The organism is Anoxybacillus sp. ST70 (assembly GCF_019553625.1).
GTDB classification, from domain to species: domain Bacteria; phylum Bacillota; class Bacilli; order Bacillales; family Anoxybacillaceae; genus Anoxybacillus; species Anoxybacillus gonensis.
Genome location: NZ_JAHZOF010000002.1, coordinates 17,239 through 30,479, shown reverse-complemented (window position 1 = coordinate 30,479; position 13,241 = coordinate 17,239). Strand labels below are relative to the sequence as shown.

The following is a 13,241-nucleotide window of genomic DNA, read 5'->3' as shown; positions in this document are numbered from 1 at the left end:
GGAAATTGTCATTTTGCTAATTCATAAATCGCTTGGGCGTAAAGGGCTGTTGCTTTAAGCAAATCATCGATAAACATATATTCGTCTTTTTGATGCGCCACATCTGGACGATTTGGAAATAACGGACCGAACGCTACTCCTGCTTGTAAAGAACGCGCATATGTTCCGCCACCAATCGCAAGCAATGATGCTCGTTCGCCCATCTGTTCTTCATATACGCGTTGCAACGTTTGAACGAGCGGGTGGTCTTTTGCGACATAATGTGGTGAGGAGTTCGAAAAATTATTTAATACGAACTGATGACGTTTAGCTATTTGCTCAATGATTTCTTTTGTGCGTGCAATATCGTTCGTGACTGGATAACGTAAATTGATGCCTATCTTTCCACCACGTTCGTTCGTATACGAAAGAACACCGACGTTAATCGTTAAATCACCAAGTTCCTCATTTGTATGCGCAACACCTAATCGCTTTCCGCGCGTATCTCCATAAAAAAATTGCGACACAAATCGAACAAATTCATTGGCTTGTGCATCTAGTGTTTCATTTGCTAAAAATTTTGCAAGCCATATGCCTGCATTCACCCCATGATTTGGTTCCATCCCATGTGCAGAAACACCGCGAACGCGTAACATAAGTGTGTCACCATTTTCATGTGCTTCCCCTTCAAGCGCATGCGTACGTAAAAATGTAAGAAAACGCTCTTTCATGTCGTTTTCATTCGTCAACTGCAATACAGCTTCCGCAACATCTGGAACCATATTGTATCGCTGACCAGCTTGAAACGAAAGAAGAATATCATCATGCGCTTGTTCATTCATCGGTTGCTGAATAAGATCAAAATCAGCAATTCCTTTTTCAGCATATATAATTGGGAAATCCGCATCTGGCGCAAATCCAATTGTCGGCATTTGTTCCGTTTGAAAATATCGTTCGACGCATTGCCAATCGCTTTCTTCGTCTGTTCCAATAATCATGCGCACGCGCTTAGAAAGTGGCAATCCGAGCTCTTTGACAATTTTCATCGCATAAAACGCGGCCATTGTCGGACCTTTGTCATCTAATGCGCCACGTGCATAAATTTTTCCATCTACAATCGTCGCTCCAAACGGATCAAACGTCCAACCGTCACCAGCAGGAACAACATCAACATGACATAATACTCCAACAATCTCTTCGCCGTCTCCCATTTCAATATGCCCCGCTAATCCATCAACATTTTTCACGGCAAATCCTTCTTCTTCCCCTCGTTTTAACATGTAACAAAGCGCTTCATATACTTCTTTTCCTAACGGTGCTTCTTGTGTCGCTGTCTGCTCATTTCGTACACTCGGAATGCGCAAAAACGTTTGTAAATCTTGCAAAAATGCCTTCTCGCGCTTTTTTACTTCTTCCATCCAATTCATGTTCATCGTCACTTTCCCCTTTCTTTAAGAAAAATATGGTTTTAATTGTGTTAATATTGTGTAAAATTCAGCAAATTTATAGCATTTTTCTTATGTTTTCGTGTAAAATAAATAGTGAGACATCTAGTTTTTCATCTTTGTTGTACCATGCGAATGATGTGACGATAGGGAGTGATCATTTGAAACCATCTACCGATCGCATGCTAACCCGTATTAAGTCCGTCTACATGTTCATTAGCGAAAGAGGAACAGTGACAACGCAAGAGCTCGTGGACGAATTCGGCATTACTCCACGAACGATTCAGCGGGATTTAAACGTGTTAGCATACAACGACTTAATTCACAGCCCTAGCAAAGGTAAATGGACAACAACTAAAAAAAGAGTAAAGATGTCATCATAACGAAATGTATATAGACGGAACCTGATCGGTGCAGGTTCCTATTTTTTGTCTTCTCCTTTTAATAAAGCAATTTCTTCATCAGTCAAATCACGATACTCTCCCGGTTCTAACGTTTCATCGAGCGGAATCGGTCCCATTTGTATGCGTTTTAAGTAAACGACACGTTTACCAACCGCCTGAAACATTCGTTTAATTTGATGAAACTTCCCTTCTGTAATCGTGACACGCACATCTGAACGTAAACCGGAACGAATAATGACAAGCTCTGCTGGTTTTGTTTCGTATCCATCGTCCAGCACGACACCGCGTCGGAATGCTGCAACATCATCTTCTGTCACTTCCCCGTCAATCATTGCTTCATACGTTTTCGGCACATGCTTTTTTGGGGATAATAGCTGATGAGCAAGTTGACCATCGTTCGTTAACAACAACAACCCTTCCGTATCTTTATCAAGCCGTCCGACTGGAAATGGATCAAAAATTCGGTCTTCCTCTTCTAGTAAATCAACAACAGTTTCTTCCACAGCATCCTCCGTTGCTGAAATGACTCCTTTCGGTTTATTCATCATTAAATAAATAAACGGTTTATACTCTACTTCTTCTCCCCATACTGTAACGACTTGTTCTTTCGGATCGACGTGTGTTTTTGCATCTTTCACCGTCATCCCATCGACTTTAACACCCCCTGCTTTCAATAATTTTTTCACTTCTTTTCTCGTTCCATATCCCATGTTTGCTAACAGTTTATCAATTCGCAACATAAAAATCCCTCCAAATGTTTTTCATTTTTAGGCGTTCGTCCATACACCGATGTCAACTGTCACATATACTGCCTACGTAACAATTAAAGCGAAAGGAGTTTTCCAAATGGACGAACGCCAACAACAGCAGCAAATGCCGGGCATGCCTTATTACGGAGGCTCTCCATTTACACCAGGATTCCCTGGCGGATTTCCGGGCACACCAGGATTTCCTGGAACACCAAATTTTCCAAGCGGCTCTCTTGAACGTCGAGTTGATCGCCTCGAGCGCATCACAGAGCGCCAACAACAACAAATTAACAACTTAAATCGACGTCTTCAACGCGTTGAACGTCAACTCGGATTCCCATTTAGCGGTGACTTTTAATACAAAGAAGAAGGCTATGACACAGCCTTCTTTTCTTTCTTTCTTAAAAATGAAAATCGATTTCCGAATAACGCATGTAACAAGTTCGAACGTTCACTTAAATAAAAATAAACAGCTGCTCCGATCAATCCACCAATGGCGACAATCATGACCGATTGGATCATACTACCGTTGTAATGAAGAAAACGGTCCATCAGTTTTGCGACAGGCCAAACGACAGCACACATTATTGTTGTTAAAATTCCCATAAACAACACACGCTTGGCAACAAAATGATACCGATAATTTGTATAACGTTGAATGATCCATAAGTTTAAACCGACCGATAAAGCATATCCTATCGTCGTTGCCAAAATAGCTCCTACCGTTTCAAACGAAACAATGAGTATGTAGTTAAAAAATAATTTAAACAATAACCCAATACATAAACTGATGACTGTAAATTTTTGTTTATTAATACCTTGTAAAATGGCTGCCGTCACAGAAAATAAAGCAAAGAAAATAGCGGTCGGTGCGTATGCCCGCAATACTTCTGTCCCAAGCGGATCGTAGCTGTAAAAAGCGGCATATACATATTCAGATAAAAGCGCCATGCCAATGACTGCAGGCAACGTAATAAACATAACGACTTGAAACGTGTCATTTAAATATTTTCGTAGTTGCTTGCTTTCCCCTTGCACATACGCTTTCGTAATCGTCGGAATGAGCGTTAAGCTAAATGACGTCGCTAATGTTACTGGGATAATGACAAGCTTTTGTGCCCATACGTTGAAAATGCCGTATGCGTCCTCTGAAATAGCACCGAGCCCGATGCTTGCCATCGCTTTATTAAACGTAAATTGGTCAATCAATTGATATAACGGCATCGCTAAGCCAACAAAAGCAAACGGGGCAGCATAAGCAATCAATTCTTTATACATCTCTTTTAATGACATATGGATCGTGCCCCGATCTTGCTTTAATAATTCATCTAAAAACGATTTCCGCTTAAACCAATACATGAATAGAACAGCTAGTCCACCAACGGCACCGATAAATGCTGCAAACGTCGCCACTTGAATAGCCGTCACAAGCGAGCCGTCAAAGATGCGCAAAACGATGTAACTCCCTGCAAGCAAAAAGATGATGCGAACAAGTTGTTCAACGACTTGCGACAACGCTGTCGGCCCCATCGATTCATGGCCTTGAAAAAACCCGCGAATTAAACTCATCATTGGCACAAGCAATAAAGCGAAACTAACTGCGCGAATGACGGAAGTAACATCAGCAATCGAGTTGCCGTGCCCATCATCATTGACAACGAACGGTGCTAATAGCGGTGCACTCATATATAACATGAGCCAAGCGAGGAACCCTGTGATCGTCATTAACGTTATACCGGAGCGAAACAATTTTCTCCCAATCGCATATTCTCCAAGTGCATTGTATTTCGAGACAAACTTTGATACCGCTAACGGCACTCCCATCGTTGCGATACTAATAAACAACGTATACGGAACGTAACCGTACGAATAAAGCGCTCCCCCTTGTTTCCCAACAAGCTGATAAAATGGGAAGACGTATATAAGACCTAATATGCGCGATAAAAACACGCCTCCCGTTAAAATAAATGTGCCTCTTAACAACTTTGATGATGACATATTATCCCTTCCTTAACGGATTCATTGCTCCACCTATTTTAGCACACTTTTTTCTTTTCCATAAAATCATTATAATCATAACAGAAAGGACGTGAAAGTGATGATGTATGATGTCGTAGTCATCGGTGGGGGACCGTCAGGATTAATGGCAGCCATCGCTGCTGGAGAACAAGGTGGACGCGTTCTTCTTCTTGATAAAGGAGATAAGCTCGGACGAAAATTAGCGATTTCGGGCGGTGGACGTTGCAATGTAACAAATCGGCGACCAGTCGATGAACTGATTCAACATATCCCAGGAAACGGTCGTTTTTTATATCGTGCCTTTTCTATGTTTAATAATGAAGATATTATTCGCTTTTTTGAACGGCTTGGCGTTCCGTTAAAAGAAGAAGACCACGGACGTATGTTTCCGGTAAGCGACAGCGCACAATCTGTCGTACAAGCTCTTCTTCGTGAGTTGAAAAGATGGCGTGTCGACGTTCGGGTTCATACCCCTGTAAAAGACATTGAATATAAAGATGGAGCAGTGTATGGCGTAACGCTGCAGACAGGGGAGATGATCCGAACGAAAGCAGTCGTTGTTGCCGTCGGAGGAAAATCTGTGCCGCATACCGGTTCGACAGGTGACGGTTATGCATGGGCAGAAAAGGCTGGACATACGATTACAGAACTGTTTCCAACGGAAGTGCCTATTATTTCACATGAACCATTCATTCAAAATCGAACGTTGCAAGGACTATCATTGCGCGATGTGGCATTAAGCGTATTAAACGAAAAAGGAAAACCAATCGTCACACATCGGATGGATATGATTTTTACACATTTCGGTATTTCAGGACCAGCGGCATTACGATGTAGCCAATTTGTTGTGAAACAGCTAAAAAAACAATCGTCTGTGCGCATGACGATCGATGCGTTGCCAGATGAAAAAGAGGAGATGTTATTTCAGCAAATCGTACGTACCATGAAAGAAGAGCCGAAAAAAGTGATAAAAAACATTATGAAAGCAATTATTCCGATCCCAGAACGATATATATTATTTTTGCTTGAACAAACAAAGATCGATCCACAAACGGTCGCAAGCACATTAAGTCACGACAAAGTGCGCACATTTATTGCGGCATGTAAAACATTCACTTTTTCTGTTCATGGAACGTTGCCGCTTGAAAAAGCGTTCGTCACAGGCGGTGGAGTATCCGTCAAAGAAGTACATCCGAAAGAAATGGCATCTAAACTGATGAAAGGCTTATATTTTTGCGGAGAAATTTTAGATATTCACGGTTACACAGGCGGTTATAACATTACTGCAGCGCTCGTTACCGGCCGTCTTGCTGGCATGCATGCTGCGATATATGCGAAACAATAAGATCGTAAACAAGCGATCTTATTGTTTCTAGGGCAATCATGACACTTCAATTACTCCAGTTCACCATCCCAGCCGAGCATCCCGTCAATGACGTTACACACATCGTAACCATGCGCCTCTAAATAACGACACACATGTTCACTACGAACACCGGAACGACAAATAATAATATACGTTTCATTTTTGTCTAGCTCGTTCATTCTTTCCGGAATATCCCCCATTTTTATATGTATCGCTGATGGAATCATTCCAAAGGCGACTTCTTCATCTTCGCGTACATCGATGACGTGAACGCGCTCGCCTGCTTGTATCATTTGTTTTAGCTGTAATGCTGTCATTTCTTTCATCGATCTCTCCCTTTCTTTTAACGAAAGCCTCCCACCGCATATGTGAGAGGCTTGTTTGCGATTAATTTGCAACAATGTTTACTAATTTCCCTGGGACAGCGATCACTTTACGTACGGTTTTCCCTTCAATTTGTTCTTTAATTTTTTCGTCTTCCATTGCCAATTGCTCGAGCTGTTCTTTTGTTGCATCAGCAGGAACGTGTAGTTTCGCACGCACTTTTCCGTTTACTTGAATGACGATTTCAACTTCATCTTCAACTAATTTCGCTTCATCGTATGCTGGCCAAGCTTCGTATGCAATCGTATTGTTATGTCCGAGTTTCTCCCATAATTCCTCAGCAATATGAGGACAAACTGGCGACAATAACTTCACGAATCCTTCCATATACACTTTCGGTAATACAGGCGCTTTATATGCTTCGTTAATAAACACCATTAATTGTGAAATTGCTGTATTGAAACGAAGCGCCTCGTAATCTTCTGTTACTTTTTTCACCGTTTGATGATATACACGTTCAAGCGTATCTGTTTCTGGATTGTCAACGATTTTCGGATTTAATTGGCCGTCTTCTTCAACAAATAGACGCCATACGCGATCTAAGAAGCGACGTGCACCGTCAAGACCTTTTGTCGACCACGCGATCGACGCTTCTAAAGGACCCATAAACATTTCGTATAAACGCAACGTGTCCGCTCCGTGACTTTCCACAATATCGTCCGGATTCACAACATTTCCTTTCGACTTACTCATTTTCTCATTGTTTTCTCCAAGAATCATTCCTTGGTTAAATAGCTTTTGGAACGGTTCTTTCGTTGGCACAACGCCGATATCGTATAAAAATTTATGCCAAAAACGTGCATACAATAAGTGCAACACCGCATGTTCTGCCCCGCCAATGTAAATGTCGACCGGCAACCATTTTTCAAGCTTTTCAGGATCAGCTAATTGCTTATCGTTATGTGGATCGATGTAACGCAAATAGTACCAACAACTTCCTGCCCATTGCGGCATCGTATTCGTTTCACGACGTCCTTTTTTGCCTGTTTTCGGGTCAACGACGTTCACCCATTCTTCGATGTTCGCAAGCGGTGATTCTCCTGTTCCTGATGGTTTAATTTCATCTGTTTTCGGCAACACAAGCGGCAACTCTTCTTCTGGCACTGGCGTCATCGTTCCATCTTCCCAATGGATGATCGGAATCGGCTCGCCCCAATAACGTTGACGGCTAAATAACCAATCGCGAAGGCGATACGATACTTTCTTCTCCCCTTTTCCGTTTGCCTCTAGCCATTCAATCATTTTTTTCGTCGCTTCTTCTTTATTCAAGCCGTTTAAGAAATCAGAGTTTACATGTTCGCCGTCTCCAGTATAGGCCTCTTTTGAAATGTCCCCACCAGCAACAACTTCTTTGATTGGCAAATGAAATTTTTTCGCAAATTCATAATCGCGCTCATCATGTGCTGGAACAGCCATAATTGCCCCTGTGCCGTAGCTCATTAACACGTAATCGGCGATCCAAATCGGCAATTTCTCACCGTTCGCTGGATTGATTGCATACGCCCCCGTAAATACACCCGTTTTTTCTTTCGCTAAATCGGTCCGTTCGAGGTCGCTTTTACTTTGAATTTGTTTTAAATAAGCATCAACAGCTTCTTTTTGTTCTGGTGTTGTAATTTTTTCAACGAGCGGATGTTCAGGTGCTAGCACCGCATAAGTGGCACCGAATAACGTGTCTGGACGCGTTGTAAACACCGTAAACGTTTCATTATGCCCATCGACTTGGAAATGAATGTTTGCTCCTTCCGAACGACCGATCCAGTTGCGTTGCATTTCTTTAATGCTTTCTGGCCAATCAAGTTCTTCTAAATCTTCAAGCAAACGATCCGCATATGCTGTAATGCGAAGCATCCATTGTTTCATCGGCTTACGAATGACCGGATGTCCCCCGCGCTCACTTTTTCCATCGATCACTTCTTCGTTCGCCAATACCGTTCCTAGCGCTGGGCACCAGTTCACCGGCACTTCATCCATATACGCTAATCCTTTTTCATATAACTTTAAGAAAATCCATTGCGTCCATTTATAATAGTTCGGATCGGTCGTATTCACTTCACGATCCCAGTCATATGAAAAACCTAATGATTTAATTTGGCGGCGGAAGTTGTTAATGTTTTTTTCTGTAAATTCAGCTGGGTCATTTCCTGTATCTAGCGCATATTGCTCGGCAGGCAATCCGAACGCATCCCACCCCATTGGATGCAATACGTTATATCCTTGCATGCGCTTCATACGCGCTAAAATGTCCGTCGCTGTATATCCTTCTGGATGACCGACATGCAATCCTGCGCCGGATGGATACGGGAACATGTCGAGTGCATAAAACTTCCGCTTTCCGTCATCTTCCGTCGTTTTGAACGTTTTATTTTCTTCCCAATACTTTTGCCATTTTTTCTCGATTTCACGATGATTAAAACTCACGTGACAAACCTCCTTTTTATCCATTTTAAACAAAAATGAAAAACAAAAAACCTCCCATCCCAAAAAGGGACGAGAGGATTCTCCCGCGGTACCACCCTTGTTAGCGCACGAACCGTGCACTCACTTTCATCATTAACGCAGATTCACGGCGCATGCTACTTCATTCGCACACGCAACTCCAAGGCGAGTTCGTAAACAAACTTCGGTTGACTCGCACCGTCCGTCAACTCTCTGCCGACCATTTGTTTACTACTACTCCTTTTCACCGTCATTTTCCATTATTTCATTATATACATTATTTTAAAAAATTTACGCCCTCGTTGCAAGTGTATTCACGTATGGAATGATATGTTTAATTTACTGACAAATAAAAAAATTAAAAATTTTTATTTACTTTTTTTTTTTTTTTTTACAATTAAGATGTTGTATTATAAAATTTAGAAAGGTAGGATAAATAATGAAAAATTTATGTCTATTCTTTTTGTCTTTCATCCTTGTTTTTACATTTCCAGTCTCTTCATTGGCTCAGAAGCCTCAAGCAGATGATTCAGATTGTATCGTTTGTGGTGATGCAACATATAAAGTTACAAAAATTAGCGGACCTTCTCTTGTTACTGAAAAGTTTCAAACTTATTTAACCTCGGCATGGGCCTATTCTGATCGCTATGTATGGACAGAAACTACTACAACTACGTTACAAATCACAGGTGGGGCAACCTTTGATATCACCGAAGCTATTAAAAACCAACTTAACCTAAGTTGGTCAAAAAGCAAATCTTATTCTGTAGCTATTCAAATTCCTGCAGACAAAAATAAATACTCAAAGCTTGGACTGTTTGGTGATTTTAATAAATACTACGTAAAAGTAGTAAAAGATAAGTTTGGTCAAGAAACGATCTCCTACCACGATGCATATGAGCCAACTTCAACTCATTATTTAAAAGTCGTTTACAAAAACTAATATAATGATAGTAGGAGTGCTTATGATAAAAAAATCTTTTCTCATTTTCTGTGCGCTTGTCAGTTTTCTTTTTTCTGGATGCCAGCCGGAAAGCATAAAAGGGTTTATTGCTTTTGGGAAGTGGGACGGTGTATATGTGGCAAAAAAAGACGATCCTTTCGTTCTTAATTTCATTTTATTAAGTGACAGCCCTCTAGCAAACGTGACATCTATTGACTTTCCTGAAATCGCACATGAAATTGATGACATGCAATATGATCTTATCGAAGGTGATAAATACAAAGACTTTCAATTATTTAATATTGCTGTCAATCTACATTTAAAAGAAGTAAGTAGCACGACAATCTCTAAAATAACTCTCATATTTGATCAAAAATACAAAGAGACATTCCCCATCGGTCATATCAAGTTAGTTGTAGGCGAGAAGGGGATATTTACTCCACAAAATGAGTATGTGACAGCTTATCCAAATACGCAATTTTTTCAAGCGAAGTTGAAAAACATTTCAGAGCACACGATTCAAATAAAGCGTGTAACTATAGAAAACAGTTTTTTACAGATAAAAGATGTAAAGATAAACGATAAATCAGAAAAGCAGAGCGTAGAGGCAAACGAAACAATAAATATTTATTTTAATCTCACTGAAAAAGCAAAACAAAAAGCTGACTTTTATATTGTTACACCAAAAATTGAATATGAATTATCAGGAAAAGCATCAAGCACATATATTGATCCTGTTTTTTATGGGGTGACAACCCTTACTTCAGAAAAACTAGACAATATTTTAAAGAAAAACTGAACTATTCCCCACTCGGAGCATCTCCGAGTGGGGCAATTATGTTTCGTTATGATATTCCGCTTTTGCTTCTTGTCCTTTTTTTGCATTCCTTTGTTTCACTTCTTTTATCGGATCACCGAAATCTTTCGCATGCAACGTTTTTTGTTCTGGATTGTTTTGTTTCGAACGTTTTTTCATCTGTTTCCTCCTAATGACGAAGTAAAATCATATCGTTTTGTAATTGTTCAAGCTGCAGACGCATGCGGTGTAATTGTTCGCGCTGTTGGGCGTTACAGCTTAACGAAAAATGCGCCAAATCGGTCACCGCATGTTCAAGCATTTGCTGAGCTTTTACATATTCTGTATCGTTATAATGTTCAAGCTTGCTCGCTTCTGTATATTGTTCTTTTGCATAGCGAAGCACATCTTCACAATGTTGCAAAAACTCGTCCATCGACTGTCTTGTCGCCATACGCATCCCTTCCTTTCTTCCGTATCGCTTTATAGTTTGTACATTTTCTTGTCATTTATCACAGCGCCATTGAGTTTCCTACTTAAATCGTGCTACAATGCTAAAATGATGCGAGGTGATAAACATGAATCCTTTTCCATATACGAACGACAAGAAACGATACCATACATGGAATTATCATTTACGCCAAACGTTCGGTGAAAAAGTTTTTAAAGTATCGCTTGATGCAGGATTCGATTGTCCAAATCGCGACGGTACAGTCGCATATGGTGGATGCACATTTTGTAGCGCAGCCGGTTCTGGTGATTTTGCTGGCAGACGAACAGACGATTTAGTCACCCAATTTCATACGATTAAAGAAAAAATGCATACAAAATGGAAAGATGGGAAGTATATCGCCTATTTTCAAGCGTTTACAAATACACATGCACCCGTTGACGTGTTGCGTGAAAAATACGAAGCAGTATTACATTTAGACGGTGTCGTCGGTTTATCGATCGCTACACGCCCTGATTGCTTACCGGATGACGTCGTTGACTATTTAGCGGAATTGAACGAACGAACGTATTTATGGGTCGAGCTTGGTTTGCAAACGGTTCATGAACAAACAGCCACCTTAATTAACCGCGCGCATGACTTTTCATGCTATGTAGAAGGTGTAGAGAAGCTACGCAAACATGGCATTCGCGTTTGTGCCCATATTATTAACGGATTGCCGCTTGAAACGTACGACATGATGATGGAAACCGCAAAAACGGTCGCCCATTTAGATGTGCAAGGCATTAAAATTCATTTGCTTCATTTGCTAAAAGGAACACCAATGGTGAAACAATACGAAAAAGGAATGCTTCAATTTTTAACGTTCGATGAATATGTTCAACTCGTTTGTGATCAATTAGAAGTATTGCCGCCAGAAATGATCGTTCATCGCATTACAGGAGACGGTCCAATCGATTTAATGATCGGTCCAATGTGGAGCGTCAATAAATGGGAAGTGTTAAACGCGATTGATGCCGAATTAGAGCGCCGCAATAGTTATCAAGGAAAAAAATATGTGCGAAAGGAAGACAGGCGATGAAGCTGATGCGCATTTTGCCGTTTGCTCGTTCGCTCATCGACTCCGCTGTGAAAAAAGGAGATGTCGTCGTCGATGCAACGGTTGGCAACGGCCATGATACGCTTTATTTGGCTGAACGTGTCGGAGAGACTGGACATGTGTTCGGTTTCGACATTCAAGCACAAGCCATCGAAAATACAACAAAACGATTGCGTGAACACCATATGGAAGAACGGGTCACGCTCGTGCAAGCAAGCCACGCAGAGCTGCTCGTTCACATCCCTCCACAATACAAAGGACGCATAACTGGCGCGATGTTTAACCTCGGTTATTTGCCTGGAGGGGATAAACAAATTGTAACAAAACCAAACTCAACAATTGCCGCCATTGAGCAATTGCTTGAAATCATGGCTCCTGAAGGGATCATTGTCCTCGTTATTTACCACGGTCATCCTGAAGGAGCGATTGAGCGCGATGCCCTTTTACAATACGTTTCAACGATCGACCAACAACGCGCACACGTCATTCGATACGAATTTATGAATCAAATCAATCATCCGCCGTTTATCGTTGCCATCGAGAAAAGATAAAAAGTAGCGATCGGTCTTCCCTATCGCTACTTTTGCTTTGTTAGTGAAATATGTCTTCTAAATGAACAAACAAACCTGGAAAGCAAGCAGACTGAACAGTTCCAACACTTACTTTAATATCCGCCTGCTCGTATAGCCTATCTTCATTTAATACATAAACGGTCACGGCTTGTTTCATCGGATTAACAATCCAATATTCTTTTACACCATATTCCATATATAAATTAAACTTCGTCACTAAATCGTGCGCTTGATTCGAAGGACTGAGTATTTCAACAATTAACGTCGGAACACCGACATATTTTGTGTCTGTAAATCCGGTTTGATCACAAATAATGCTTAAATCAGGAATGACGAGCTTTCTTTCAGAACATGTTTCACTCACTAGCTCAATGTCTGTGGGAGCGGCAAATACTTTACATGTCTTTCCTTTCAAATAACTCCCGAATATTGTATGAAGATTGCTTGATACGAGTTGATGCTGGATGCTAGGTGAAGGTGTCATATAAACGACGCCATCAATATATTCTAATCTTTCATCACTATGTTGACGCATAATTAAATATTGTTCATACGTGACGTGTGAAAAGCGAGGTAACGACATATTCATCCCTCT

At 40.9% G+C, this 13,241-nt stretch carries 15 protein-coding genes and 1 other annotated feature; of the genes, 7 read left to right on the top strand and 8 right to left on the bottom strand.

From position 1 onward, the window contains the following. Window positions 1-8 precede the first annotated feature (8 nt). The gene (gene pepV, locus K1I43_RS03340; RefSeq protein ID WP_026011485.1) at window positions 9-1,412 is read right to left on the bottom strand and encodes a dipeptidase PepV; all 1,404 of its coding nucleotides are present in this window, start codon (window positions 1,410-1,412) and stop codon (window positions 9-11) included. 173 nt (window positions 1,413-1,585) lie between these two features. Here pepV and K1I43_RS03335 point away from each other — a divergent pair, with 173 nt between their 5' ends. Continuing rightward, complete coding sequence (locus tag K1I43_RS03335) at window positions 1,586-1,807, top strand: DeoR family transcriptional regulator (RefSeq protein WP_003398403.1); 222 nt, start codon at window positions 1,586-1,588, stop codon at window positions 1,805-1,807. A 38-nt stretch (window positions 1,808-1,845) separates the two neighbouring features. Here K1I43_RS03335 and K1I43_RS03330 read toward each other — a convergent pair whose 3' ends face one another. Then, window positions 1,846-2,568, bottom strand: a complete 723-nt coding sequence (locus tag K1I43_RS03330; protein WP_019416639.1) for a pseudouridine synthase — start codon at window positions 2,566-2,568, stop codon at window positions 1,846-1,848. A gap of 106 nt (window positions 2,569-2,674) precedes the next feature. Here K1I43_RS03330 and K1I43_RS03325 point away from each other — a divergent pair, with 106 nt between their 5' ends. After that, window positions 2,675-2,935 carry a hypothetical protein gene (locus tag K1I43_RS03325; RefSeq protein ID WP_009361591.1) on the top strand — a complete coding sequence of 87 codons (261 nt, stop codon included), beginning with the start codon at window positions 2,675-2,677 and terminating at the stop codon, window positions 2,933-2,935. Between the two features lie 14 nt (window positions 2,936-2,949). Here the strand turns inward: K1I43_RS03325 and K1I43_RS03320 are convergent, their stop codons facing one another. Then, entirely contained in the window at window positions 2,950-4,575 is a 1,626-nt protein-coding gene (locus K1I43_RS03320) for a putative polysaccharide biosynthesis protein (protein WP_019416638.1), read from the bottom strand. A 100-nt stretch (window positions 4,576-4,675) separates the two neighbouring features. On the opposite strand from K1I43_RS03320, the gene K1I43_RS03315 reads away from it, so the two are divergent. After that, window positions 4,676-5,941 (top strand): BaiN/RdsA family NAD(P)/FAD-dependent oxidoreductase, encoded by a 1,266-nt coding sequence (locus K1I43_RS03315; protein ID WP_026011484.1) that lies wholly within the window; start codon window positions 4,676-4,678, stop codon window positions 5,939-5,941. Between the two features lie 50 nt (window positions 5,942-5,991). On the opposite strand, the gene K1I43_RS03310 is transcribed toward K1I43_RS03315, so the two are convergent. Together K1I43_RS03310 and leuS are read right to left on the bottom strand one after the other, a co-directional pair. After that, window positions 5,992-6,288: a rhodanese-like domain-containing protein gene (locus K1I43_RS03310; RefSeq protein WP_026011483.1), complete on the bottom strand. Its 297-nt coding sequence runs from the start codon at window positions 6,286-6,288 to the stop codon at window positions 5,992-5,994. Between the two features lie 61 nt (window positions 6,289-6,349). Further along, window positions 6,350-8,767: a leucine--tRNA ligase gene (leuS, locus tag K1I43_RS03305; RefSeq protein ID WP_009361595.1), complete on the bottom strand. Its 2,418-nt coding sequence runs from the start codon at window positions 8,765-8,767 to the stop codon at window positions 6,350-6,352. A 62-nt stretch (window positions 8,768-8,829) separates the two neighbouring features. After that, window positions 8,830-9,042, bottom strand: a binding site (T-box leader). A 182-nt stretch (window positions 9,043-9,224) separates the two neighbouring features. Between leuS and K1I43_RS03300 the strand changes: the two genes are divergently transcribed. Together K1I43_RS03300 and K1I43_RS03295 are read left to right on the top strand one after the other, a co-directional pair. Beyond that, complete coding sequence (locus K1I43_RS03300) at window positions 9,225-9,728, top strand: hypothetical protein (RefSeq protein WP_019416635.1); 504 nt, start codon at window positions 9,225-9,227, stop codon at window positions 9,726-9,728. Between the two features lie 22 nt (window positions 9,729-9,750). Beyond that, the gene (locus K1I43_RS03295; protein ID WP_019416634.1) at window positions 9,751-10,527 is read left to right on the top strand and encodes a hypothetical protein; all 777 of its coding nucleotides are present in this window, start codon (window positions 9,751-9,753) and stop codon (window positions 10,525-10,527) included. A gap of 36 nt (window positions 10,528-10,563) precedes the next feature. Here the strand turns inward: K1I43_RS03295 and K1I43_RS03290 are convergent, their stop codons facing one another. After that, window positions 10,564-10,704: a hypothetical protein gene (locus tag K1I43_RS03290; RefSeq protein WP_009361597.1), complete on the bottom strand. Its 141-nt coding sequence runs from the start codon at window positions 10,702-10,704 to the stop codon at window positions 10,564-10,566. Window positions 10,705-10,714: 10 nt separating this feature from the next. Next, window positions 10,715-10,978, bottom strand: a complete 264-nt coding sequence (locus K1I43_RS03285) for a YtzC family protein (protein WP_003397789.1) — start codon at window positions 10,976-10,978, stop codon at window positions 10,715-10,717. 124 nt (window positions 10,979-11,102) lie between these two features. On the opposite strand from K1I43_RS03285, the gene mnmL reads away from it, so the two are divergent. Together mnmL and mnmM are read left to right on the top strand one after the other, a co-directional pair. Then, window positions 11,103-12,056, top strand: a complete 954-nt coding sequence (gene mnmL / locus K1I43_RS03280; RefSeq protein WP_009361598.1) for a tRNA modification radical SAM protein MnmL/YtqA — start codon at window positions 11,103-11,105, stop codon at window positions 12,054-12,056. Beyond that, window positions 12,053-12,625, top strand: a complete 573-nt coding sequence (gene mnmM, locus K1I43_RS03275) for a tRNA 5-(aminomethyl)-2-thiouridylate-methyltransferase MnmM (protein ID WP_019416632.1) — start codon at window positions 12,053-12,055, stop codon at window positions 12,623-12,625. Before mnmL ends, mnmM begins: the two co-directional genes overlap by 4 nt. 40 nt (window positions 12,626-12,665) lie before the next feature. On the opposite strand, the gene K1I43_RS03270 is transcribed toward mnmM, so the two are convergent. Further along, entirely contained in the window at window positions 12,666-13,229 is a 564-nt protein-coding gene (locus K1I43_RS03270) for a Uma2 family endonuclease (RefSeq protein ID WP_026011482.1), read from the bottom strand. Between the last annotated feature and the right edge of the window lie 12 nt (window positions 13,230-13,241).